Origin of the sequence: Amycolatopsis keratiniphila subsp. keratiniphila (assembly GCF_001620365.2) — a bacterium.
Taxonomy (GTDB): domain Bacteria; phylum Actinomycetota; class Actinomycetes; order Mycobacteriales; family Pseudonocardiaceae; genus Amycolatopsis; species Amycolatopsis keratiniphila.
The window spans coordinates 1-23870 of the sequence record NZ_LQMT02000024.1 but is presented as its reverse complement, the minus strand read 5'-3'; the positions used below and the strand labels follow the sequence as shown (position 1 = coordinate 23870).

Annotated in this window: 21 protein-coding genes; 11 read left to right on the top strand and 10 right to left on the bottom strand. The window is 70.0% G+C overall.

All coding sequences use genetic code 11. The features are described 5' to 3' along the window. Positions 1 to 22: 22 nt before the first annotated feature. Both AVR91_RS26100 and AVR91_RS26095 read right to left on the bottom strand, forming a co-directional pair. Positions 23 to 367, bottom strand: coding sequence for a hypothetical protein (locus tag AVR91_RS26100; RefSeq protein ID WP_063273387.1), 345 nt, complete (start codon positions 365 to 367; stop codon positions 23 to 25). Further along, positions 364 to 1305 carry a DMT family transporter gene (locus tag AVR91_RS26095; protein ID WP_063273386.1) on the bottom strand — a complete coding sequence of 314 codons (942 nt, stop codon included), beginning with the start codon at positions 1303 to 1305 and terminating at the stop codon, positions 364 to 366. Before AVR91_RS26095 ends, AVR91_RS26100 begins: the two co-directional genes overlap by 4 nt. Before the next feature lie 102 nt (positions 1306 to 1407). On the opposite strand from AVR91_RS26095, the gene AVR91_RS26090 reads away from it, so the two are divergent. Beyond that, positions 1408 to 2340 (top strand): LysR family transcriptional regulator, encoded by a 933-nt coding sequence (locus tag AVR91_RS26090; protein ID WP_063273385.1) that lies wholly within the window; start codon positions 1408 to 1410, stop codon positions 2338 to 2340. 70 nt (positions 2341 to 2410) lie between these two features. After that, entirely contained in the window at positions 2411 to 3079 is a 669-nt protein-coding gene (locus AVR91_RS26085) for an alpha/beta hydrolase (protein ID WP_063273384.1), read from the top strand. Here the strand turns inward: AVR91_RS26085 and AVR91_RS26080 are convergent. The 7 genes from AVR91_RS26080 to AVR91_RS26050 all read right to left on the bottom strand — a co-directional run bounded on the left by AVR91_RS26080 (position 3076) and on the right by AVR91_RS26050 (position 9976). Continuing rightward, on the bottom strand, positions 3076 to 4119 hold the full coding sequence (locus AVR91_RS26080; RefSeq protein WP_063273383.1) for a serine/threonine-protein kinase: 1044 nt from the start codon (positions 4117 to 4119) through the stop codon (positions 3076 to 3078). The two genes, AVR91_RS26085 and AVR91_RS26080, sit on opposite strands and share 4 nt — an antisense overlap. A gap of 13 nt (positions 4120 to 4132) precedes the next feature. Continuing rightward, positions 4133 to 5755, bottom strand: coding sequence for a serine/threonine-protein kinase (locus AVR91_RS26075; protein WP_063273382.1), 1623 nt, complete (start codon positions 5753 to 5755; stop codon positions 4133 to 4135). A gap of 219 nt (positions 5756 to 5974) precedes the next feature. Next, complete coding sequence (locus AVR91_RS26070; RefSeq protein ID WP_063273381.1) at positions 5975 to 6823, bottom strand: hypothetical protein; 849 nt, start codon at positions 6821 to 6823, stop codon at positions 5975 to 5977. Positions 6824 to 7078: 255 nt separating this feature from the next. Further along, entirely contained in the window at positions 7079 to 8011 is a 933-nt protein-coding gene (locus AVR91_RS26065; protein ID WP_228709340.1) for a hypothetical protein, read from the bottom strand. 635 nt (positions 8012 to 8646) lie between these two features. After that, a complete protein-coding gene (locus AVR91_RS26060) occupies positions 8647 to 8952 on the bottom strand; it encodes a hypothetical protein (protein WP_016331190.1) in 306 nt (101 codons plus the stop codon). Positions 8953 to 9097: 145 nt separating this feature from the next. Then, a complete protein-coding gene (locus AVR91_RS26055) occupies positions 9098 to 9385 on the bottom strand; it encodes a chorismate mutase (protein ID WP_016331191.1) in 288 nt (95 codons plus the stop codon). Between the two features lie 171 nt (positions 9386 to 9556). Continuing rightward, the gene (locus AVR91_RS26050; protein WP_063273379.1) at positions 9557 to 9976 is read right to left on the bottom strand and encodes a DUF1707 SHOCT-like domain-containing protein; all 420 of its coding nucleotides are present in this window, start codon (positions 9974 to 9976) and stop codon (positions 9557 to 9559) included. Positions 9977 to 10066: 90 nt separating this feature from the next. On the opposite strand from AVR91_RS26050, the gene pcrA reads away from it, so the two are divergent. Next, positions 10067 to 12475, top strand: coding sequence for a DNA helicase PcrA (gene pcrA, locus AVR91_RS26045; RefSeq protein WP_063273378.1), 2409 nt, complete (start codon positions 10067 to 10069; stop codon positions 12473 to 12475). A gap of 674 nt (positions 12476 to 13149) precedes the next feature. On the opposite strand, the gene AVR91_RS26040 is transcribed toward pcrA, so the two are convergent. Further along, positions 13150 to 13836 (bottom strand): M23 family metallopeptidase, encoded by a 687-nt coding sequence (locus AVR91_RS26040; RefSeq protein ID WP_063273377.1) that lies wholly within the window; start codon positions 13834 to 13836, stop codon positions 13150 to 13152. A gap of 642 nt (positions 13837 to 14478) precedes the next feature. On the opposite strand from AVR91_RS26040, the gene AVR91_RS26035 reads away from it, so the two are divergent. The 8 genes from AVR91_RS26035 (at position 14479) to purH (ending at position 23799) form a co-directional block, all read left to right on the top strand. Further along, entirely contained in the window at positions 14479 to 16305 is a 1827-nt protein-coding gene (locus AVR91_RS26035) for a hypothetical protein (protein WP_063273388.1), read from the top strand. After that, positions 16302 to 16661 carry a hypothetical protein gene (locus tag AVR91_RS26030; protein WP_063273376.1) on the top strand — a complete coding sequence of 120 codons (360 nt, stop codon included), beginning with the start codon at positions 16302 to 16304 and terminating at the stop codon, positions 16659 to 16661. Before AVR91_RS26035 ends, AVR91_RS26030 begins: the two co-directional genes overlap by 4 nt. Before the next feature lie 117 nt (positions 16662 to 16778). Further along, positions 16779 to 17948 carry an ADP-forming succinate--CoA ligase subunit beta gene (gene sucC / locus AVR91_RS26025; protein WP_016331197.1) on the top strand — a complete coding sequence of 390 codons (1170 nt, stop codon included), beginning with the start codon at positions 16779 to 16781 and terminating at the stop codon, positions 17946 to 17948. A gap of 1 nt (position 17949) precedes the next feature. After that, positions 17950 to 18837 carry a succinate--CoA ligase subunit alpha gene (gene sucD / locus AVR91_RS26020; protein WP_005165134.1) on the top strand — a complete coding sequence of 296 codons (888 nt, stop codon included), beginning with the start codon at positions 17950 to 17952 and terminating at the stop codon, positions 18835 to 18837. A gap of 310 nt (positions 18838 to 19147) precedes the next feature. Next, positions 19148 to 19954: a DUF5336 domain-containing protein gene (locus AVR91_RS26015; RefSeq protein WP_063273477.1), complete on the top strand. Its 807-nt coding sequence runs from the start codon at positions 19148 to 19150 to the stop codon at positions 19952 to 19954. 143 nt (positions 19955 to 20097) lie between these two features. Then, the gene (locus tag AVR91_RS26010) at positions 20098 to 21546 is read left to right on the top strand and encodes a cell division protein PerM (protein ID WP_063273478.1); all 1449 of its coding nucleotides are present in this window, start codon (positions 20098 to 20100) and stop codon (positions 21544 to 21546) included. 76 nt (positions 21547 to 21622) lie between these two features. Beyond that, the gene (gene purN, locus AVR91_RS26005; RefSeq protein WP_016331201.1) at positions 21623 to 22240 is read left to right on the top strand and encodes a phosphoribosylglycinamide formyltransferase; all 618 of its coding nucleotides are present in this window, start codon (positions 21623 to 21625) and stop codon (positions 22238 to 22240) included. Continuing rightward, entirely contained in the window at positions 22237 to 23799 is a 1563-nt protein-coding gene (gene purH, locus AVR91_RS26000; protein WP_063273479.1) for a bifunctional phosphoribosylaminoimidazolecarboxamide formyltransferase/IMP cyclohydrolase, read from the top strand. The genes purN and purH overlap by 4 nt, the downstream gene beginning before the upstream one ends. The last annotated feature ends 71 nt before the right edge of the window (positions 23800 to 23870 follow it).

Sequence of the window (23870 nt, the reverse complement as noted above, 5' to 3'; positions counted from 1 at the left end):
CGATTAGCCCGCTAAACGCAGGTCAGCGGAATTCGTGGGTGACCTCGATCTTCCCCACGATGTGCGTGTTGAACTCGGCGAGGTCCTCGGCCGGGACCCAGAGCTCCAGGATCGTCTTCCCGCCCGCCTGCTGGACGGGGTACCGCTCGACGAACGACGTCTCGACCTCGAACCGCGTCACGAAGCCCGCGCCGTCGTAGCGCACGTTCCAGTCACGGGCGATCTTGATCGCGTAGTCCTCGTTCAGCACCGGGTAGAAGATCGGCTGCTCCGGCAGTCTCGGCGGCCACTCACGCCAGCCCGACTCGCGAACGAGGTCGAGCTCGACGGGACCGGTGGGGCGCCACAGGGTCGTCGTGTCCGTCATGGCGCGACCTTATCGACGGCGGCCAAAGGGCGCTCGACCTGCGGAGTGGTAGCAAAGGTCCCTTGCTCCCTCGGGCGGAGCCGGGTCAGCGCGACCCCGCCCAGCACGACGACCATCCCGGCGATCACCCGCAGGTTCAGCGGCTCGGCCAGGAACACCGCACCGAGCAGCACCGAGACCACCGGCAGCAGGTAGCCGACGATCGACGCCGCCACGGCACCCTCGCTCGCGAGGAGCTGGTAGTTCAGCGCGAACGCGATCCCGGTCGACCCGATCCCCAGGATCACCACCGCGACGATCGCGCCGGTGCTCAGGTGCACCGGTTCGAAACCGCCCATCGGCATCGCGAGCACCAGGAACCCGGTCGCCAGCAGCATCTGCCCGCCGGCCAGCGACATCGGCGAGTCACCGATGCCGGTGAGGTACTTGCCCTCGTAGACGAACGCGAAGCCGTAGCTCGCGGCCGCCGCGAGGCACGCCAGCGCGCCCCAGCTGAGCAGGCCGGAGGCCTCCCACGGCGCGAAGATCAGCAGGATCCCGGCGAGCCCGACGACCAGCCCGGTGACCCGCACCGCGGTCATCTTCGTCCGCGCACCCATCATCGGCGCGGCGACCAGCACCCACAGAGGCGTCGTCGAGTTCAGCACGCCGGTGATCCCCGAATCGACGGTCAGCTCGCCCCACGCGAACAGCAGGAACGGCAACGCGTTGTGGAAGAACGCGGCGACGGCCAGGTGTCCCCAGATCCGCCGTCCCGACGGCAGCCTGTCCCGGCCGAGATGGCAGAGCCCGATCAGCACCGCCGCGCCGAGCGCCACCCGCGCCAGCACCAGCTGCACCGGCGTGAACGCGCCGAGCCCCAGCTTGATCCAGAAGAAACTCGATCCCCACATGAGCGCCAGCGCGCCGATCCGCAGCAGGGTCTTCGTCTCGCCCACCCCAGTCCTCCTTAAGTGCCTGGCCCAGCTTCGCCGGGCCGACGCGTAAGGACAAGCGAAAATAACTGCAGGGAGCTTTAAGAAGAACTGTACGATCGGGGCATGCTGGACGTCCGCCGCATGCAGGTCCTCCGAGCCGTGATCAGCAGCGGTTCGATCACCGCCGCCGCCCGGAACCTCGGCTACACACCATCCGCGATCAGCCAGCAGTTGTCCACCCTGGAAAGGGAAGCGGGCGTCGAACTGCTCGAACGCGTCGGCCGGGGCGTGCGGCCGACACCGGCCGGTTCCCTGCTGTCCGAACACGCGGAAACGCTGAGCACCCAGCTCGCCAAGGCCGAAGCCGCGCTCACCGAACTCAAGGAAGGCCGCACGGGCAGGCTCGCGATCCGCTATTTCGCCACCGCCGGCGCGTCGCTGGTGCCCTTGGCCGTCGCCGCGCTGCGCCGTGACTTCCCGGGAGTCCGCCTCGACCTGAAACTGGTCGAGCCCGACGATTCGATGCCCGAGATCGAATCGGGCAAGGCCGACGTCGCGATGATCGTGCTCCCCAGCAGCACTCCCCGGATCAAGGGCGTCGAGTACATCCACCTCCTCGACGACCCGTACCGCGCGATCCTGCCGAAGAACCACCGGCTCGCCCGCAAACGCGTCCTCGATCTCGGCGAGCTCGCGGAGGATCCGTGGGTCGGCGTCGACGGTCTCCCCGGCGCCTGCCGCGACATCCTGCTCGACGCCTGCGGCGCGGCCGGATTCGCCCCGAACCATGTCGTCGAATCCGAGGATTACCAGACGGCACAAGGGTTCGTGGCCGCCGGGCTCGGTGTCGCGCTCATCCCGGAACTCGGCCTCGGCGCCCCGCATCCCGGCGTCGCCATCCGCAAGGTCCGCCGTCCGGATCCGGTGCGGTCCATCCACGCCGCCGTCGCCGCGCACGCCAGGGAACATCCCGCGGTGCGCCATTTCCTCAGCGCGATCCGTGAGGGGGCCGGACAGACAAGCGGGAATGGTCGAGTGGGCACGAAAACCGGCTGAGCTTGAACAGCCGCGACGGCGGTCGACAACCTGGCAGGGAAGCCACATTCCCGCCGGCGAAAGGACTTCCGTGCGTCCCCTGATCGTCCTGCACGGCTCATGGCACCAGCCCGCCCATTTCGACGACGTCGTCGAACGCCTCCGCCGGGACGGCGCCGAGGTCACCGTCCCCGACCTCGGCGCGCGCCCGATCGCCGAAACCACCCGGGCCGTCCAGGAAATCGTCGACAAGGCGGCCGAGCCGCCGGTGGTGCTCGCACACTCCTTCGGCGGCCTGACCGCCAGCGGGCTCCAGGGGGCCGCGCATCTGATCTACCTCGCCGCGATCGTCAGCGAGCCGGGTGAAACCGCGCAGTACTGGATCGAGCGGACCAGAGAGGAAACCGGCCGCGAACCCCAGCCGTTGCCCTTGATCTTCGACGAGGAAGGCTGGACCCATCTCGACCTCGCCGCCGTCCGCGAGGCCATGTACGCCGATTGCACGGACGCCGTCGCCGAGCGCGCCACGGTCCTGCTGCGTCCCGAGCCCGTCACGATCTTCGACGAGTCACCGGAAGGCTCGGCGTGGAAGGACACCCCGACCACCTACGTCACCTGCGCTGAAGACCGGGCGCTCATCCCGGAAATGGTCGTCCACTTCGCCGCCCGGTGCGACACGACGGTGACCTGGCGGGCAAGCCACAGCCCGTTCCTCAGCCGTCCCGTGGAGTTGGCGACGCTGGTCCTCGAGCGGCTCTAGATCAGGAACAGCTCCGCGAACAGCACCCCGATCAGGATCGCCGCCACCACGGCGCCCGCCGTGATCAGCCACTTCCGGGTGTCCGGCGACTTCGCGGCCACCGGCGCGGCGGGAGCGTACTGCTGCGTCGGCGGCGCGTATTGCGGCTGCGGTGGCTGATACTGCTGCGGCTGGTGCTGGGGGAACTGCGGAACCGGCTGCTGCGGCGCCTGCTGGACGGGCATCGGCATCGAGGCCGGAACCGTCGGCATCGCGGGGGCGGTCGGCGGGATGAACGCCGTCTGCCGCCCTTCGGTGATCGCGTTCAGCGAGCGGACGGTGTCCGCCATCGTCGGCCGCGCGTCCGGCTCCGCCCGGAGCATCTTGCGCAGCGCACCGGCCAGCGGCCCGGCGGTCTGCGGCGGGCGTTCCGAGGACTCACCGTCCTCACCGAACGGCGGCACCCCCTCGACGGCCGTGTACAGCGTCGCGCCCAGCGAGAACACGTCGGACGCCGAAGTCGCCGGTTCGCCGCGCGCCACTTCGGGCGCCCGGTACGCCGGACTCGGGCCGCCGCCGGTGATGCCGATGTCGGTGAGTTTCACGCCGCCGTCGTCGGCCAGCAGGACCGTGCCCGGCTCGACGGTCCGATGCACCACCCCGGCCTCGTGCATCGCGGCCAGCGCGCGGCCGAGCACGATGCCCAGTCCGGCCGCCTGTTCCGCGGTCAGCCTGCCGTGTTCGGCGAGGAAGGCCGCCATCCCGCGGGACGGGATGTACTCCATCACCAGCCACACGTCCGGCCCGTCGGGCAGCACGTCGTACACCTTGATGGCGGTGGCGTGCTCGAACTTGGCCGCGTCCTTGCCTTCCTGGACGACGACGGCCTTGGCCTGCTCCGCCCGGTCCGGCGGCAGGCCGACGGGCAGATACATGCGCTTCATCGCGACCGTGCGCAGCAGACGGGTGTCGAACGCCAGCCACACGATGCCCGCCCGGCCACGCCCGATGGGCTGGTCGAGGCGGTACCGGCCGCCGACGATGGAACCTTCAGAACTCAATGCAATCCTCGGATCACGCGCCAGCCGGGGTTGAACTCACTGGCGGAGTCGGCGTGGTGCTCGGTGGGGGGTCGTCGGAAGATGTCGGCGGCTTCGCACTCGACGTCTTCGTCTGCTTCGAGCTGGTCGGCCTTTCCGGCTCGTCCGTCTGGCTCGCCTTGCTCGACGTCTTCTTCGACGAGGTCGGAGTGTCCTTGGGCGGCTCGGCCGACTGCGTCTCGGTCGGCGTTTCCGTCGTCTCCGGAGCCGAAGACGTCGCCGAAGGTGTCGGCTTCGGCGACGAGTTCCCCACCTGCGCGGGCGTCTCCGGGTTGTTCGGGGTCAGCAGCCAGAAGCCCAGCGCGGCCAGTGCCACGACCACGACACCGCCGATGATCGCGGGCTTCTTCCACGCGCCCGGCTTCTCGTCGTCCTCGTCCACCGGACTGGTCTGCGCGCGGGTGGGCGGCGGCGGAGGAGGCGGGTCGTCGTAGTCGTCGTCGTAGGGATCGTCGTCGTAGTCGCCCGCGGGGATCGGGACGGCGCGCGTGGGCGCGGGGCCGCCGCCGGGGTGGCCGCGTTCGGACAGCAGCGCCGTCTCGTCGTAGTTGTCGTACCCGTCGTAGTCGTCTTCCGGGTATCCCGACGCGGGCGGCTGCTGGTAGTCGTCTTCGTCGTCGTAGTACGAACCGGCCGCGGCCTGATCGTCGAGAAGCGAACCCGAGTGGCCGGCCGCCTCGCTGTCGAGCGCCTGGGTCACGCCGCCACCGGCGAGCGCGCCCGCGATGGGCGCGGCGAGCACCGTGTCGTCCGCGGGGCCGCCCAGCGGCGTTTCACCCCGCGCGACGGCGGCGAGAAGCTCTTCGCACTCCTCGGCGGTGGGCCGGTGCCGCACCTCCGGGTGCAGCAGCACGGCCAGCACGCTGGCGAGCGGGCCGGACTGACGCGGCGGGATGATCTGCCCGGCCGCGACCGCGTGCAGGAGGCTCAGCGTGTTCTCGCTGAGGCCGAACGGCGGCTGGCCTTCGCAAGCGGCGTAGAGCGTCGAGCCGAGCGAGAAGACGTCGGACTCCGGGCCGGGGTCGCCGCCGATGGCCACCTCGGGCGCCAGGTAGGCGGGGGTTCCGGCGATCATCCCGGTCTTCGTGACCGTGACGTCGTCCTTGGCCCGCGAGATGCCGAAGTCGGTGATCTTCACCGTGCCGTTGGGCGCCAGCAGGATGTTGCCGGGCTTGATGTCGCGGTGCACGATGCCGACCGCGTGCGCCTCGGTGAGCGCCGCCGCGACCTGCGCGCCGATCCGCGCGACCTCAGTCGGCGGCAGCGTCCGCTCCTCCTGCAGCACCTGCGCGAGGCTTGTGGAGTTCAGGTACTCCATGATCAGGCACGGCTGGCCGTTGTCGTCGGTGACGACGTCGAACACCGAGATGGCGTTCGGGTGGTGCAGTCTCGCGGCGATCCGGCCTTCGCGCATCGTGCGCTGGCGGGCGTCTTCGGCGTCGTGAGCCTCAAGCCCTGGTTGCAGCAGCAACTGTTTGATCGCCACCGTGCGGCCGAGTACCTCGTCGTGCGCTTGCCACACGGCCCCCATCGCGCCCGTGCCGATCCGCCCGGCGATGCGATATCGACCGGCGACCAGGCGACCCTCGTCGCTCACGCGACCTCCCTTTGGGCTCCGTCTTCACGTCGCGGAGTCGTCCGCGCACGCGGTGCGGCCTTCAGCACGCCACAGCGTTGGAGCGTATGCACATGTAGTGGTCTGTGTGCCGGCTTTTCCGAGACCGACTCGTGACAAGGCTAGGCGCTCACTCTGCGCACACACACGCGGCACACTCTGATCGCCCTGGGTGGAGGGCCGTTACACGCGGGGTGTCCGTCACATGTGCTGCGCGGACAGCAGCCGCGCGTCGGTGATCAGGCCGGTCGTCTCGTCGGCGAATTCCAGTATCTGGGTGACCCGCAACAGGCCGCCGTCCGGATTGCGCATGGTCACCACGGCGAGGATGGTGCCGTCGGCCTGTTCGCGGAGGTCCTGGATCTGGATGGCGTCCATCGCGCTCCAGGACTCGATCAGCCTGCCCGCCTCGGACTCGGCCAGCACCGGCGTGATCAGCGACATCGCGCCGTAGGGATCGGCGTCGACGGTCCGGTAGAACGTCCGGACCGCCTCGATCTTGTCCTCGACCGTGCTGACCGCGACCGGTTTGGCGGACGGCTGCGGACTCGTGCTGCCCGCCGAGGAGCTCTGCCGGGGGAGCGAGCCCGAACCGGTGCCCGAAGACGGCTGGGCCTTCGTGCTGGTGCCCGACGACGTCGGCGTCTCCTGCTTGCGCTGCTGCGGTTCGGTGGAGTCCGGGACGGCGAGGCCGCCGAGCGCGGCGGCTCCGCTCATCGTCTCGGGTGCGGAGGCGCCCGGCGCCGTGCCTTCCCGCTGGGTGCCCGCGAGCACGCCCGCGGTGACGACGGCGCCCGCGACCAGCAGTCCGGCGGCGACCAGCCCGGCCAGCTTGGCCCGACGGGCGGCACGGCTCTCCGGCTCGTCTTCTTCGGGCTCGGGCCGCGGCGCGGGCACTTCGCGGGTGCGGGCGGGTACGAACTTCTGCGGCTCGCGGAAGACCTGCTCGAGATACTCGCGGTCGACGCGGGTGTCGTTCAGGATCTCTTCCGGGATGACGTCCTCGACACGTACGGCGTCCTCACGCCGTATGCGCTGTCGATCAAGCACGAAATTCCTCGCTCTGGTCCGGGGCAGGCACTGGGCCGTTCGGCCGGTGCCTTTGGTCCGCGCGGCCGTCTTCTGAACGGTGCGGACCCTGCAGTCGTCAGGTAACCCTGTGCGGACGGTGCTCGGCCAGGCTCTATCGCCGGAATGCCGTCGCGATACGACGAACGGCAGCTTAGGTCACCCACCCGGACCAGGGATGACCGCTCAACGCACCGCACGTGCAGAGGAACAGGACACTTGCACGTGCGTGATGCCCTACATGCCGTCGTCGATGATCTTGTCGTCGTCACCGAAGGTGAACGTGCGCTGCTCCATGGTCTTCGTGCCGTCTTTGTGAGTGACTTCGACGGTGTTGACCGTGACGCCGCGGCGCTGGTCGATGGCGACCTTCTTCACCTCGAAGTAGGCGACGTCGGCGTAGCGCTCACGGAGCCCCTGAGCGCCTTCTTCGCCCAGGCTGCCGGAGGTCACCGAGGACGCTTCTTGAGGGTCGGTGGTGACGGAGTTGAGGAAGATCTCGGTGTTGTCGCCCATCGCCTGTGCGTCCGGCTGCTGCGCGTACCAGGGGGAGGTCGTTGTGGTGCGGTCGGCGGGCACGACCGGCGGCTTCTGCGGCCGGTCGCTCGACGACGGCGCGGAGCCGGACGTGACCGGCCCGCCCGAGTCGGGCCGCGACGAGCCGGTCCCGGTGTCGTCGCTGTCCGACGAGGTGCCGGAGTTGCTGGAACTGCGGTCGTCCCTGGTGGAGGAATCGGTCTCGGATTCGGACGGGTCGCCCGCCGCGCCACCTTGGGGTGGGGTGGTCGGATTGCCGGCGAGACCGTCCTGGCTCAGCGGGCTGCCGCCGCGATAGCCGGGCCAGCCGCCTTGGCTCTGCTGCTCCGGCAGGGGCTTGCCGACCAGGAACGAACCGGCGAAGAGGAGTCCGACCACGACCAGCGCGGACGCCGCCGCCGCGAACCAGGCGGCCTTGCGCCAGGTCTTGGGCGGGGTCACCGAGGCGGGCACCGTGCCCAGATCGAAGGTGCTCAGACCGTCGACGGGCGGGGCGACGTAGACACGGACGTCGCTGTCGTCGATCTCCGCCGGCTCGGGACGTCGGGGCGAGGGGGCGGTCAGCGTCACCTTCGTGCGCTGGGCGGCCTTCGCGCGCCGTTCCTCGACGGGCGTCATGACGGGTTCGGTCAACGAGACCTCGACGCGGGCTGGGCGCTCTACGGGAATCTCACGAGCGGGCTGGGGGAGCGGCAGCAGGCCGCTCGATGGGGCGTAGCCGGGGCTCGGCGCCCTCCTGTTCCGCGGTGGCGGCAAGGGGAGGGAACCGGTGGAGGGTGGGGCGAACTCGCGGTGCGCGTGATGCCCGTGCCCGGCCGGGCGCTGCCGCCTCGGCGGCACGGGTGGGGTCCAGCTCTCGGCGCCACCCGCCCGGTGTCGTCCTGTCTGTGTGGTGCCGTTGCGTCCCTGGTGTTCCGCCCAGCCGTTCATGTCCGAGCGACCCCCTCACAGGCCGGCCCTGACGGCGATGTGACACCGGTTAAGCCGAACGGAGCAGCGGGTTCACGGGATCCCTCGCTTGCAGACTCCCGGGCACACTCGTGAGCAAATGCACGCGCATACGACTGGGGGCGCGCGGGGCCGTCGCCCCCGCGCGCCATGCGGGCATCGCCCGACCCAGACGCAAGGGTCCTCACGAGGTCCACATTAAAAGTTCGACACCCGCAAGTCTTCACCCACTCTGCAAGTTGCAGATGTTTCACTCGGTCGGGCGCGGCCGAACGGGCCTCGGTGACGTAACGCTGTGCTATCGGCGCTGGTGACGTCGCTCAGTTGCCGCTGCGGTACTTCTGCTGAGTCGATTGCAGGGCTTTCGTGGCGGTGATCCCGCTACCCGCTGCAAGCAAAATCGCGATGACGTCGAGCGTCGTTCCCCCACTCGTGAGCAACCAGGCGAAAAGCGAGGCCGCGGTGGTACCCGCTGCGATCGGCCAGCGCGTCTTGACGTACTGGGCGACGGGTGTGCCACCCGCGCGCTTACCCGCCGCGCTGTTCAGCATGGCGAGATAACCGACATGGCCCAATGCCGCCAGGACACCGGCGATCGCGATGATCACGGCGATGAGGTTAATCATGTGTCCAGTTTGCCTGGTCCCGCGCCGTCGTGGCTCGGGGAACACCCTGAGTTCCGCCTCACGCCGCAGGATCGTGACGTGGCCGGATCGCGTTTAGCCCGCTAAACGCGATCCGGACGCGGCGCAGGGGAGCAAGGGACCTTTGCTACCGCCCCAGCCTGCCCCGCCCCAGGTTGAGCAGCGCCATCGCGAGCTGCCGTCCCTCCGGCCCGAGTTCGCGGTAGCGCGCGAGCACGTCCATCTCGCGGTTGTAGACGATCCTGGTGCCGCCCGCGGCCATCCTGGCCGCACCGATCGTCTTGGAGACTTCGACGCGGCGTTTGACCAGCCGCAGGATCTCGCCGTCGAGGAAGTCGATCTCCTTGCGGAGCTCGCCGATCTCTTCGGCCGTGGCGGTGGGTTCTTCGGCGTCCGGCTTCTGTGTGGTGTTCATCGGGACCTTTCTTCGGTCCGGATTCCCTGCTGGCCCCCGGAACAGCGTAAAGCCCCGGGGTCCGTGGACTCCGGGGCTTCAGGTGATGGCATTGGCGGCACTATGCGATCACGGGAGCCGGAGTCCGGGTCCCGTAAAAAAATCGCGTCGCGTGGTGCCGCATGCCGCTCATTATGCCACAGCGATGCCGTCCTCCGGCTTGAAGCGACGACGTGATCCGCGCACACGCGCGTGTACGAGGACGCTCATGGCCAGCCAGAACATCGGCATCGCAGGCCAGAAGAACGGCACCCCGGAGACCACCCAGCGGGCGATCAACAGCACCGAAAGCACGGCGGCGATCGCGAGATGGATCCGCACCGCCGGATGCCCGAGGGCGACCGGGCGCCGCTTCGGGGCGGGTTTCGGCAGATCCGACGTGAGCGCGGCGAGGTCGTCCGTGTATTTGGCGGAATACACGGCGCTCAGCCGGTCTTCCACCTCTTCGAGAGTGAGACGGCCTTCACCGCCGGCGGCATGGATGCGGGTGGCGACCCGCTCGCGGTCGGCGTCGGCGGCCCTGAGCCTGGAGGGAATCCCGTTGGTGTCCATGGCATCCGATCCTGCGCCGCGAACACCGCCAGCGCGTCGGACGGCAGGCGGCAACACCGCCTACGCCCGGCGCTGTAGCGTGGACCGGCGATGAACACCCTCTTCGATCTCCCAGCGGACGGTCCGGCCAAGCCCCGGCACTCGGATCTGCTCGACGACCTGAACCCGGCACAGCGCGAGGCCGTGACCCACGCGGGCTCGCCGCTGCTGGTCGTCGCGGGCGCGGGTTCGGGCAAGACCCGGGTGCTGACCCGCCGGATCGCGTACCTGCTGGCCGAACGGGACGTGCACCCCGGCCAGATCATGGCGATCACGTTCACCAACAAGGCGGCCGCGGAGATGCGGGAGCGGGTGAGCGACCTCGTCGGCCGCCGCGCGAACGCCATGTGGGTGTCGACGTTCCACTCCATGTGCGTGCGGATCCTGCGCCGTGAGGCCAAAACGCTGGAGATGTCGTCGAGTTTCTCCATCTACGACTCGGACGACACCAAGCGCCTCATCACCCTCGTCGCCCGCGATCTCGACATCGACCCGAAGAAGTACGCGGCGCGCACGCTGGCCGTGCACATCTCGAACCTCAAGAACGAACTGATCGATCCGGAGACGGCGGTCGCCGACGCGGGCAACGACCTCGAACGCCGCGTCGCCGAGGTGTACGTCGAGTACCAGCGGCGGTTGAACCAGGCCAACGCGTTCGACTTCGACGACCTCATCATGCGGACGGTCGAACTCCTGCAGACGTACCCGGACGTCGCCGAGTACTACCGCCGGCGTTTCCGCCACGTGCTCGTCGACGAGTACCAGGACACGAACCACGCGCAGTACACGCTGGTCCGCGAGCTGGTCGGCACCGAGACGAACGAGGCCGGGATCGAGCCCGCCGAGCTGTGCGTCGTGGGTGACGCGGACCAGTCGATCTACGCCTTCCGCGGCGCGACGATCCGCAACATCGAGGAATTCGAACGCGACTTCCCGAACGCGCGGACCGTGCTGCTGGAACAGAACTACCGCTCGACCCAGACGATCCTGAACGCGGCGAACGCGGTCATCGCGCGAAACCCGAACAGGCGCGCGAAGCGGCTGTGGACCGACTCCGGCGACGGCGAGAAGATCGTCGGCTACGTCGCGGACAACGAGCACGACGAAGCGGCGTTCGTCGCGGGCGAGATCGACGCGCTGGCGGACAAGGGCGAAGCGGACTACTCCGACGTCGCGGTCTTCTACCGCACCAACAACCAGTCCCGTGTCTTCGAAGAGATCTTCATCCGCCTCGGCCTGCCGTACAAGGTCGTCGGCGGGGTGCGGTTCTACGAGCGGCGCGAGGTCCGCGACATGCTCGCGTACCTGAGGGTGCTGGCGAACCCGGAGGACACGGTCAGCCTGCGCCGCATCCTCAACGTCCCCAAACGCGGCATCGGGGATCGCGCCGAAGCCGTCATCGCGACGTACGCCGAGCGTGAGCGCATCTCGTTCGCGCAGGCGCTGCGCGGTGCCGTCAGCGGTGAGGTGCCGCTGCTGAATCCGCGCTCCGCCAAGGCGATCACCGGTTTCGTCGAGCTGATGGACGAGCTCGGCGAGGTCGTCGAGAGCGGCGCCGAAGTCGCCGACATCCTCGAAGCCGTCCTGGAGCGCACGGGCTACCGCGCGGAACTCGAGGAGTCCGACGACCCGCAGGACGCGTCGCGGGTGGAGAACCTGACGGAACTCGTCACCGTCGCGCGGGAGTTCACCGAATTCACCGCCGAGGTGGCCGGCCCGGACGGTGAGTTGCCGGAGGCGGATCCGGGTGTGCCGGAGCCGGGCTCGCTGCCCGCGTTCCTGGAGCGGGTTTCGCTGGTGGCCGACGCGGATTCGGTCCCGTCGCCCGACGGCGGCGATGACGGCGAAGGACACGACGCGGGCGTGGTCACGTTGATGACCGTGCACACCGCGAAGGGCCTGGAGTACCCGGTCGTCTTCGGAACGGGCTGGGAGGACGGGATCTTCCCGCATATGCGCGCGCTCGGTGACCCGACGGAGCTGGCCGAAGAGCGCCGTCTCGCCTACGTCGCGATCACGCGGGCGAGGAAGAGGCTGTACGTCTCCCGTTCGATGGTGCGCTCGGCCTGGGGCCAGCCGCAGATGAACCCGGCTTCGCGGTTCCTCGACGAGCTTCCCGCCGATCTGGTGGATTGGCGCAGGCTCGCGCCTTCCTCTTCTTCCGGTGGCTTCGGTTCGTCGGGCGGTTCGCCGCGGGCCGCGACGACCTGGGGCAGCCGAGGCGGTGGTGGCGGCTCGTCGTCGCGGGCGGCGAGCACGAGCCCGTTCGGCAAGGGCTGGAAGGACACCGTCGCGCTCAAGCTCGACGTGGGCGACAGGGTCAGTCACGACAAGTACGGGCTCGGAACGGTCGTCGCCTGCGACGGCACGGGCCCGCGCGCCACGGCGACGATCGATTTCGGTGCGGCCGGCAAGGTCCGGCTGATGCTGATCGGCAGCGTGCCGATGGTCAAGCTCTAGCCCTGACCTGCGGTTTCTTCCTCGCGTCCGAAAACTGTCGGACCCTTCCCGTATACCTGTGCCGTCGAACACGAGTTCGACTCGCTGGGGTATGCCGGGCAAGCAGGCGTCCCCGATCCAGGGAGGGGGCGCATGGTGTGGACGGGGTGCTGTTTCAGGTTCTCTCGAGTGGGGTACTCGAGTACTTGCGGGGTGTTGAAGAAGGGGCGGGGCCGGATCGGGGTCCGGAACCGCCGGAAGTGCTCAGGCTGGTCGCGGCCTGGCGCGCGTTACTGCGGGCACACGAACCGGACGGGGCCGGACGGTGTGTCGTATGCGGGCACGCGCGGCGATGGCTGTTCGGGCCGCGGCCAGCCGGGTATAGAAGTCTTTCCCGGAGACCTTTCGCCGGATGGCGGCCGATCGAACGGCGCCCGGCCGGTCTCTGCACGGTCTGGCAGATCGCCGTGGGGTACTTCGTCCGGAAACTGCCGGACGGCGTCGCCTGAGGCCTTGAGGGCCCGGAAAATCACCTGGGCTCCGAGCCGGAAGACCTACGACGCTTGGTGATGCCCGCGATGGGGGAAGCGGAGGTCTTGAAGGCGCGCCTGAGCGTCATTGCCCGGCGCGCCCTCGTCACGGACGGCATCACCGGTGTGGTGATGAACGGTGGTGCGGAAAAGAGCGAGGCTCGATCAGTTGACGCTCACGCCACGGGCGGCGAGCCACGGGCGCGGGTCGATCTTCTTCGTGCCGTTCTGCCACACCTCGAAGTGCAGGTGCGGGCCGGTGCTCTGGCCGCGGTTGCCGACCTCGGCGATCTCCTCGCCGCACTTGACCTTCTGGCCTTCGCGGACGGAGAACGAGTTCATGTGGCCGTAGACGTGGACCGTGCCGTCGGCGAGCTGGACCTTGACCCAGAGGCCGAAACCGCTGGCCGGGCCCGCTTCGATGACCGTGCCGTCGGAGGCCGCGACGATCGGCGTGCCGATCGGGGCCGCGAGGTCGATGCCGAGGTGGCTCGTGCCCCACCGGGCGCCGAAGCCCGAGGTGAAGGTGCCCTTGGTCGGCATGCAGGTCTTGGGGCGCTTGGCCTCTTCTTCGGCCTTGCGGGCCGCTTCGGCCTCACGCTTCACGCGGGCCTGGGTGATGCTGTTGTTGTCCGAGAGCTTCTGGGCCTCGGCGGAGGCGTTCGTCGACTGGCTCGTCGGCAGCAGTTCGGGGGCGCCACCACCGGCTCCGCCGCCGAGGGCGAACGAGGCGCTCGCGTCCTGGGTGCTGGCCAGCGGGGTGACGGCGGCGTCGGAGGATTCCGAAACGGACTTCAGGGTCTGCCCGGCGGCGGCGGCCGCGAAGGCGCCGGCAGCGACGGCTGCGACCACGACACGGCCACGAAGGGCCGAGGACGGGGGCGACAGGCGGTGCGAGCCCCGGACGCGAACGACCGCACCATCGAGTGCGTTCTCGAGCGCCGGGGAAGGAGCTTGGCCGCCGGGGGAGCGGTGTGAAGCCAAGACGGGGCCTTCCGTGTTCGGGGAGTCGGATCAAGAGCCCGGGCGGGGGATCCCGGTGAACGACCTCGGGGGTGGTTCGTTCGATGCTCTCATTCGTGATCTGACTGTAATGGGGACCCCGGGACAGTAACGAAGCGGCACCCCGGTCAGCAAGATCTGACGGCGCTCTCGGCCGATCGGGCGACGGAGATCTGGCCGTTGTCCAGTGAAGATTACCCAAAGTTAAACCAGGTTTACTCACAACCGTGTGACTTGCGTTACAGGTTCAAGGGGCCGTTCGGGGGTACCGGACGGCCGGGAAGGGGGCGAACGAGGGAAATAACCGGTTGCCCGACGGTGTTGAAGGGTCCTTAACCGGACTGGCCTCGTCACCGGGCGTCGTCTCGGCACTGCCGGTCACCTATGGCGCCGCTCGGTCGTCCCAGGTATCGAGGCCGCCGCGCGTCCGTGACGGCCTGTGGTGCCCTGCTGGCGGGCCCGGTCGGGCCCGGCTTGCTAGCGTCGCCGTCGATGACTTCGCGCTCACGGCACCCTGGTGGCGAATCCACCGGGCAAGCCGTCCCCGGTACCGCGTCCGCCGAACTTCTCCGGAGCGAACCGGGCGCCCGCCCGCGAGCGCTCCTGCTGTCGGCGGGGCTGGTGTCGGCCGGTGCGGTCGCGCTGGCCACCGGCGCGCTGATGCCCGTCGTCCGGGGTGGTTCGGCCGGATTCACCGCCGCTCCCTTGCTGGTCGTGCTGGCTTTGGCGCCCGCGGCGGCCGTGCTCTACGCGCTGGTCTCCGGTCGCTCGGGTCTCGCGGCGGGCCTGGTGCTCGGGCTCACCGCGCTCGCGCCCGGACGGCTGCTGCTGGATCTGCAACTGCTCGCGGACGGCTCCCTGGCCGCGCGCCCGGAGCTGTTCCTCGCCGACAGGTTGCTCGCGATGCCGGAGGCGGGGCCGGGGCTGTGGCCATTGGTGGCGGGGCACCTGCTCACCCTCGCGGCCGGGGCCTTCGCCGCCGGGACCGCCCGCGACGAGGCGGAACTGGCGGGTGAGCTCGACGGACGGCGCCGCTGGCGGTTGCTCGGGCCCGTGCTCGGTGTGGCGGGCGGGGTCGGTCTGCTGCTCGCACCCTTCGGTTCGGGCAACGCGTACCTCCTGGCCAAGAACGCCTTCGAGGGCCCGACGGTCGCGATGGCCGGATACCTGCTGCTCGCGGCCTTGCTGCCGCTGACGGTGCTCGTGGCCGTGAGCTCGCCATCGGCCGGTGTCGGCAAAGGAGGGTTCGCGGGCGCGGGGCTGGCCGCGCTCGCGGTCGGTGTCCCGCCGGTGGTCGCGGGACTGGTCGTGGACCGGCTTTCGGTCGCGCCCGGTTCGGTGGTGGTGACCATCGCCGGTCTGGCGCTGGTCGGGCTGGCCTTCACCAGGTTCGACGTCGCGGAAGCGGACGAGGCCGTCACCGGTGACCTGGCGGGCGAAGTCAGGCTGCCCGGACTGTTCTGGTGGCGGCTGGCCACCGGAGGCCTGGCGCTGCTGGCCGCCGGTGCCGCGGCCGCGGGCGCGCTGGCCCCGGTGCTGAAGGCCAACGGTCCGACGCCGGTCCCCGAGACACCGGCGCGCTGGCTGCTGCTCGGTGCGGCCGTCGTGCTCGCCGTGCCCGCGCTGTTCGTCTTCGTGCCGCGGCTCTCGGCGTTCGCCAGGGGAGTCGTCGCGGCCACGTGGGCGGGCGTCGTCCTCGCGGGTGCGGCGGTGCTGAGCGCCGCCTTGTCCGTGACCGAGGACAAGGCGGTGGACCCGGCACTGTTCGGGGTCGACCTCCCGGTGCCGTTGCCGGACAAGGTCGGCTACTCGGCGGGCGCCGGGGTCACCTGGACGTTCATCGCGCTCGTGCTGGCGGCGCTGGCCGCGCTCGCCGCGGTGATCACCGGTGTCGTGGACCGCGACGACTCCGATGAAGAAACGGACGAAACGCGCGTGAGCGGGACCGTGCTCACCCCGGTCGTCGCGGCGGCGGTGCTGGCGATCGCCGCGTTCGGCACGCCGGTGTTCGGCGCGCCCGGCTACACCGCCCCGGGACTGTGGTCGAACTTCGGTGCGGCGTCCTGGGGTCTGCTCGGTGCGCTGGCCGTCGTCCTCGGCCTGTACGCGCTCGTCCCGCGCTCACGGCCGGTCGCCGCGGCGGCCGCCTTGGCCGGGGCCGCGCTGGTGCTCGGCCTGCGCGCGGCGGAACTGCCGCTCGTCGGCTCGGAGTACGAGGGTTCCTCGGCGGGGGTCGGATTCTGGCTCGCGTTGGGCGGCGCCGTCGTCACCCTCGTCGCGGCGGGGATGGCCGTCGCGGGCTCACGGCGGGCCGGATGACCCGTCATCTCCTCCGGGTCGTGCTGGCCGAGTTCGGTGTCGAGGAAGGTTCGGCGATCGCGCTGGGCAGGTTGCTGCGCGACGAAGGCGTCGAGGTCGTCTACGCCGGACGTCTCGACACCGTCGAACAACTCGTCCGGACGGTCGAACAGGAGGATCCGGACATCCTCGGGATCCTGCGGGGCACGAGCGAACCGGAAGGGCTCGCGGAAACGCTCCCGGGGGTTCTGCTCTTCGCGGTCGGTAACGGCCCGAGCGGGTTCGACAACGCCTTCGAAAGCCAGGAAGAGGCGGCGAACTGGGTCTCCGGTGTGCGGTCTCACACCGTGGAAACACCGTCTGACCGCGTACGGTGACCGACTTCACCAGGTGCGGAGTCCCCTGCTTCTGCGCAGGTCGCTAACCTCGACTGGTCCGACAGCGCGGTCCGGCAACGGACCACCACAGTGGCGTGTCGTCAGGAGACTGGAGTAGTGGACCTCTACGAATACCAGGCGAGGGATCTCTTCGCCGCCCACGGAGTACCGGTTCTGCCGGGTGCCGTGGCAAACACCCCCGAAGAAGCCAAGGCCACCGCCGAGAAGATCGGCAACCAGGTCGTCATCAAGGCGCAGGTCAAGACCGGCGGCCGCGGCAAGGCCGGCGGCGTCAAGCTGGCCCAGACGCCGGATGAGGCCGCCGAGAAGGCCGAGGCGATCCTCGGTCTCGACATCAAGGGCCACATCACGCGTCGCGTGCTGGTGGCCGAAGCCTCGGACATCGCCGAGGAGTACTACTTCTCCTTCCTGCTGGACCGTGCGAACCGCACCTTCCTCGCGATGGCTTCGGCCGAAGGTGGCGTGGAGATCGAGCAGCTGGCCGTCGAGCGCCCCGAAGCGCTCGCGAAGATCCCGGTCGACGCGATCGCCGGTGTCGACAAGGCGAAGGCCGTCGAGATCCTGACCGCGGGCAAGTTCCCGGAGAAGGTCGTCGACGAGGCCGCCGACGTCGTCGTGAAGCTCTGGGAGACCTTCGTCTCCGAGGACGCCACGCTGGTCGAGGTCAACCCGCTGGTCCGCGACCCGCAGGACAAGATCATCGCCCTCGACGGCAAGGTCACCCTCGACGAGAACGCCTCGTTCCGTCAGCCGGGCCACGAGGCCCTGGTCGACAAGGACGCGGAGAACCCGCTCGAGGCGAAGGCCAAGGCCAAGGACCTCAACTACGTCAAGCTCGACGGCGAGGTCGGCATCATCGGCAACGGCGCGGGCCTCGTGATGTCCACGCTGGACGTCGTGGCCTACGCGGGCGAGAAGCACGGCGGCGTCAAGCCCGCCAACTTCCTCGACATCGGCGGCGGCGCTTCGGCCGAGGTCATGGCGGCCGGTCTGGACGTCATCCTCAACGACACCGACGTGAAGAGCGTCTTCGTCAACGTCTTCGGTGGCATCACCGCTTGCGACGCGGTCGCGAACGGCATCGTCGAGGCGCTGAAGATCCTGGGCGACGAGGCCACCAAGCCGCTCGTCGTGCGGCTGGACGGCAACAACGTCGTCGAGGGTCGCCAGATCCTGGCCGACGCGAACCACCCGCTGGTCACCGTGGTGGACACAATGGACAACGCGGCCGACAAGGCCGCCGAGCTCGCCGCGGCAGGTGCGTGAGATGTCGATCTTCATCAACGAGAACAGCAAGGTCATCGTCCAGGGGCTCACCGGCTCCGAGGGCATGAAGCACGCGACCAAGATGCTGAAGTCCGGCACGAACATCGTGGGTGGCGTCAACGCCCGCAAGGCAGGCCAGACCGTCTCCATCGAGGGCAAGGACCTCACCGTGTTCGGCACGGTCGAGGAGGCCATCAAGGAGACCGGCGCCGACGTTTCGGTCATCTTCGTGCCGCCGAAGTTCGCCAAGGACGCGGTCATCGAGGCGATCGACGCCGAGATCCCGCTCGCCGTGGTGATCACCGAGGGCATCCCGGTGCACGACTCCGCCTACTTCTGGGCGCACGCCGTCGCGACCGGCAACAAGACCCGCATCATCGGGCCGAACTGCCCCGGCGTGATCAGCCCCGGCAAGTCGAACGCCGGCATCATCCCGGCCGACATCACCGGCGCGGGCCCGATCGGCCTGGTGTCGAAGTCCGGCACGCTGACCTACCAGATGATGTACGAGCTGCGTGACATCGGTTTCTCGACCGGTGTCGGCATCGGCGGCGACCCGGTCATCGGCACGACGCACATCGACGCCCTCGAGGCGTTCGAGGCCGACCCCGAGACCAAGGTCATCGTGATGATCGGCGAGATCGGCGGCGACGCCGAAGAGCGCGCCGCGGCCTACATCAAGGACAACGTGACGAAGCCGGTCGTCGGCTACGTCGCCGGCTTCACCGCGCCCGAGGGCAAGACCATGGGCCACGCCGGCGCCATCGTCTCCGGCTCCTCCGGCACGGCCGCCGCGAAGAAGGAGGCCCTCGAGGCCGCCGGCGTCAAGGTCGGGAAGACCCCGAGCGAGACCGCCGTCCTGGCGCGCGAGCTGTACAACAGCCTCTGATCCTTCGGAGACTGAGCTTTCCCCGGCGGGCCGGGCACCCACCCTGGTGCCCGGCCCGCCTCTTTTCGCCCCGGATCGCGTTTAGCCCGCTAAACGCACGTCGCGGGCCGACCTGCGTTTAGCGGGCTAAACGCGATCCGACGGTCGGGGAGGGGTTCCGCCGGGAACCTGATCGGGTGTACAGACGTCTCAGAGCCCGAGGCGTGGGGTGTCCGCGTGTGCGCTAGCGTTCGAGCATCACAGCCGCCTCGTTTGTCCCGGGAGTCCCGCGCGCCCCGGGGTGCCGGTCGAACGACAGGAGAGCATTCGGATGTCCTATCCCAGCGGTGGGCCCGGCTACCCCCAGCAGGGTGGCGGCCAGCAACACCCCAACCCCGCCTCGGGGGCCTTCCCCCAGCAGCAGGCGCCGTCACCGGCCACCCCGCTGAACCTGGCGTTGCTGCTCGCGCTCGCCGTCACCGTCCTCGGCCTGGTGCAGTTCTTCATCGGCTTCTCCGACGAGGCCGACGCCGCCGGGCAGGTCTCGGTCTTCCTTCTGGTCAGCGGTCTGCTCGCGGCCTTGCACGCGCTGCCGCGCGGCCCGAAGACGCTGCCGTTCGCCGCGTTGTTCAGCGTCATCGGCGCTTTCGGCGCGCTGGACCTGGTCATCGGCTACGGGAGCGGCCGCGAGGACGTCTCGGTCCCGGGCATCCTCACCGTGGTGCTGATCCTCGGCATCCTGCAGATGCTGGTCGCGGTCGCCGCGCTGCTGTTCGAGCACGACGTCATCAAGCTGCCCGCCGCGAAGCCACAGCAGCAGTCGCCGCAGGCCCCGTACAGCCAGCAGTTCCCGCAGCAGGGCCCGCAGGGTCCGTTCGGCCAGCAGGGTCAGCAGGGTCCGGCCGCCACGCAGGTCCAGCCGTTCCCCGCCGCGGGCCAGGGGCAGCAGCCGGCCGAGCAGTCCGGTCCGTTTTCCCAGCCCGGCGGGTTCCAGCCGCCGGTGACGCAGCCGCCGGGCCAACAGGCCACGACGTACGCCCCGCAGCAGGGCCAGTTCTTCCAGCAGCCGCCGTCCTCGTCGTCGGAGTCGGGCCAGAACCCGGGCACGCCGCCCGGCGGTTTCGGCCAGCAGAGCTGACCTTCCGAACGCGAAAACACCCGCTGTGACTCTCCGTGTCACAGCGGGTGTTTTCTTTTCCGGGGGTACCCGACCGGGTGGGTTGGGCCACGTGCCCCGGCCGGCGGCGGCGTGCCTCACCCGGACGGCCCAGTCCGGATGTCATGGTGCGGTTCATGAAGCTGCTCACCCGCGACGAACGCCCGCCGGGCGAAGAGCCGGTGAGCGACCTCGTCCCCGAGCTGGAGGTCTCCAGGGCGAAGCGGGTTCGTGTGTTGCTCGCCGCCGCCTGCGCGCCCCTGCTCTTCTCCTATACCGCCGTCGCGGCCGTGCTCGCGATGGTTTCGTTCGCCGCCGACCGGACCCGGTTCTCCGCCACCGGCGCCCTGCTCGCCGCCGGTCCCGGCTGGCTCGCCTCGTGGCAGGTGGAAGTCGACCTCGGCGGTCATCCGCTCGGTGTGCTGCCGTTGCTGCCGACGTTCCTGGCCGGCTGGCTCGTGGCGAGGGCGGCCGCGCGCGCCGCCCGCCGGGTCGGCGGCCGGACCCCGGCGGACGCCGTCCCGGTGGTGACGGTGATCGCCGGGGCGCACGCGCTCTTCGGTGTGCTGATCGCCGTGCTGGCAGGCGGGTCGCCGATCGACGTCAACCCGCTGACCGCGTTCTGCGTGCCGGGTCTCCTCGCCGGGCTCGCCGCCGTCGCGGGAGTCGCCAAGGCGTGCGGGCTTCCGGCCGCGGTGCGGGACCGGTTCGACCCCGTGGCGGTCCAGGGGCTGCGGGCGGGTGCGCTCGGGCTCGCCGCGCTGATCGCCTGCGGAGCCGTGGTGTTCACCGCGGCCACCGCGCTCTCGTGGTCCACTGTGGACAGTCTGTTCGAGCCGGGTTTCGGCCCGAGCTTCGGCCTGTTCGTGCTTTCCTTGGCCTACCTGCCGAACGCGATCGTCGCCGCGTTGTCGTTCACCACCGGGCCCGGTTTCTCCGTCGGCCCGCTGACCGTCGGCATGTTCGGCTACCAGGAAGGACAGGTGCCCGGGGTGCCGGTGCTGGCGGGGATCCCGTCGCACCACGCCGTCTGGTGGCCGGCGTTGCTGCTCCTGCCCGCGCTGGTCGGCGCGCTGGTCGGCTGGCGGATCCGCGCGATCGACGAGGATCCGATGCTGCGGATGCGCGCGGTCGCCGTCGCGGGCGCGCTGGTCGCGTTCGGCTGCGTCATCCTCGGGACCGTCTCCGGCGGCAGGCTCGGCGACGGGCCCTTCGACCCGGTCAGCGTGCCGGTCGGCGTCGCGTCCGTGATCGCCTTCTGCTGGATCGTCGTCCCCGGCGGGTTCGTCGCGTTCTTCGCCGGAGCGCACGAGGCCCCCGAACCGCCGGGTGAACCCGAGGTCGAAGACATCGCCGAAGTCGAAGAAGAAGCCGAACCGGCCGAGGAACCCGAAGCGCTCGAAGACGAAGCACTCGACGAAGAGGCCGAAGCGGAACTCGCCGGGGAGCTGGGCGAGGACACCGACGAAGTCCCGGAGGAACCGGAGCCCGAAACCGAGCCCGAGCAGGACGACGCTGTGACCGAGTCCACCGACAGGTCCGGCGACGAAAGCGCCCCCGGCGACGACCGTTAGGGTTGTCGCGACCAGGTGAAGCGCCGTACGCCCGAGTGCGTACCGCCGTGGCAAGGAGCCCGTTCTGGCTAGTCGGTTGGACCTGCCCACTCCGGTGAAGCTCGTCGTCCTCGCGTCCGGTTCCGGCACGCTGCTGCAAGCCGTGCTCGACGCCGTCGAAAAGCCGAACTTCCCGGCGAAGGTGGTCGCCGTCGGAGCGGACCGCACCGGGGTCGAGGCACTGACCCGGGCCGAACGCGCCGGCGTGCCGTCGTTCACCGTGCGGATGGCCGACCACCCGGACCGCGCGGCATGGGACAAGGCGATCACCGAAGCCGTCGCCGCCTATCAGCCGGACCTGGTCGTCTCCGCGGGGTTCATGAAGATCCTCGGCGCCGAATTCCTCGCGCGGTTCCCCGGCCGCGTGATCAACACGCATCCGGCCCTGCTGCCGTCGTTCCCCGGCGCGCACGCCGTGGCCGACGCGCTGGCGATGGCCGTCAAGGTCACCGGGTCGACGGTGCATTTCGTCGACGCCGGGGTCGACACCGGGCCGATCATCGCGCAGGAGCCGGTGATCGTTGAGCCCGACGACGACGAAAACGTCCTGCACGAGCGGATCAAGGCCGTGGAACGCAGGCTCCTGGTGGAAACGATCGAGAAACTCGGCCGGAGCGGGTGCTCGGTCGAGGGACGAAAGGTGAGGTTTTCGTGAGTACCGCACAGGGACAGCGTCCCGTCCGGCGTGCGCTGATCGGCGTCTCGGACAAGGCCGGCCTGCTCGAACTCGCCACCGGGCTGCACGCGGCGGGTGTCGAGATCGTGTCGACCGGCGGCACGGCGAAGGTCATCGCGAACGCCGGGGTGCCGGTGACGCCGGTGGAAAAGGTCACCGGGTTCCCCGAGTCCCTCGACGGCCGGGTCAAGACGCTGCACCCGCGCGTGCACGCCGGTCTGCTGGCCGACCGTGACCGCCCGGAGCACGTCGAGCAGCTCAAGCAGCTCGACATCGCGCCGTTCGACCTGCTCGTGGTCAACCTGTACCCGTTCACGCAGACCGTCGCCTCGGGAGCGAGCCCCGAGGACTGTGTCGAGAACATCGACATCGGCGGCCCGGCGATGGTGCGTGCCGCGGCGAAGAACCACAACAGCGTCGCCGTCGTGGTCGACCCGTCCCGCTACGAGTGGGTGCTGGAGCGCGTCGCGGCGGGCGGTTTCGAGCTGGCCGATCGCAAGCGGCTCGCCGCGCAGGCCTACGCGCACACGGCGGCGTACGACACCGCCGTCGCCGCGTGGTTCGCGAACGTCTACGCGCCCGCGGACGACTCCGGCTTCCCGGACTTCACCGGCGCTTCGTGGGAGCGCGGCGACGTGCTGCGCTACGGCGAGAACCCGCACCAGAAGGCCGCGCTGTACAAGCACTGGCGCCCCGGCCTCGCGCACGCGGAGCAGCTGCACGGCAAGGCCATGTCGTACAACAACTACGTCGACACCGACGCCGCGCGCCGCGCAGCCTACGACTTCGACGCGCCGGCCGTCGCGATCATCAAGCACGCGAACCCGTGCGGGATCGCGGTCGGCGAGGACATCGCCGAGGCGCACCGGAAGGCGCACGCGTGCGACCCGGTCTCGGCCTACGGCGGGGTGATCGCGACCAACCGGCCGGTGAGCCGCGAGGCCGCCGAGCAGATCTCCGAGGTGTTCACCGAGGTGGTTCTGGCGCCGGACTTCGACGCCGAGGCGCTCGAGATCCTGCAGCGCAAGAAGAACGTGCGGCTGCTGAAGCTGCCCGCGATCACGTCGCCCGATCCGATCGAGTTCCGGCCGATCTCGGGCGGCATGCTGGTGCAGACCGTCGACACGATCGCCGCCGAGGGCGACGACCCGGCGAACTGGACGTTGGCCACCGGCGCGCCCGCCGACGAGCGGACGCTGGCCGACCTCGAGTTCGCGTGGCGTTCGCTGCGCGCGGTGAAGTCGAACGCGATCCTGCTGGCGAACGACGGCGCGACCGTCGGCGTCGGCATGGGTCAGGTCAACCGGGTCGACTCCTCGCGTCTCGCGGTCTCGCGGGCCGGGGACCGGGCGAAGGGCTCCGTCGCCGCTTCGGACGCCTTCTTCCCGTTCCCGGACGGGCTCGAAGTCCTGCTGGAGGCCGGCGTCCGCGCCGTCGTCCAGCCGGGTGGCTCGATCCGCGACGCCGAGGTCATCGCCGCCGCCGAGGCCGCCGGGGTCACCCTTTACCTCACCGGCACGCGGCACTTCGCCCACTGAGCCGACCTGCGTTTAGCGGGCTAAACGCGATCCGCGCGCGGACCTGCGTTTAGCCCCCTAATCGCGATCCG

Coding starts and splice junctions, on each gene's coding strand:
- AVR91_RS26100 (WP_063273387.1), bottom strand. CDS start 367: ATGACGGACACGACGACCCTGTGGCGCCCCACCGGTCCCGTCGAGCTC.
- AVR91_RS26090 (WP_063273385.1), top strand. CDS start 1,408: ATGCTGGACGTCCGCCGCATGCAGGTCCTCCGAGCCGTGATCAGCAGC.
- AVR91_RS26060 (WP_016331190.1), bottom strand. CDS start 8,952: ATGATTAACCTCATCGCCGTGATCATCGCGATCGCCGGTGTCCTGGCG.
- AVR91_RS26055 (WP_016331191.1), bottom strand. CDS start 9,385: ATGAACACCACACAGAAGCCGGACGCCGAAGAACCCACCGCCACGGCC.
- AVR91_RS26050 (WP_063273379.1), bottom strand. CDS start 9,976: ATGGACACCAACGGGATTCCCTCCAGGCTCAGGGCCGCCGACGCCGAC.
- pcrA (WP_063273378.1), top strand. CDS start 10,067: ATGAACACCCTCTTCGATCTCCCAGCGGACGGTCCGGCCAAGCCCCGG.
- AVR91_RS26035 (WP_063273388.1), top strand. CDS start 14,479: ATGACTTCGCGCTCACGGCACCCTGGTGGCGAATCCACCGGGCAAGCC.
- AVR91_RS26030 (WP_063273376.1), top strand. CDS start 16,302: ATGACCCGTCATCTCCTCCGGGTCGTGCTGGCCGAGTTCGGTGTCGAG.
- sucD (WP_005165134.1), top strand. CDS start 17,950: ATGTCGATCTTCATCAACGAGAACAGCAAGGTCATCGTCCAGGGGCTC.
- AVR91_RS26015 (WP_063273477.1), top strand. CDS start 19,148: ATGTCCTATCCCAGCGGTGGGCCCGGCTACCCCCAGCAGGGTGGCGGC.
- AVR91_RS26010 (WP_063273478.1), top strand. CDS start 20,098: ATGGTGCGGTTCATGAAGCTGCTCACCCGCGACGAACGCCCGCCGGGC.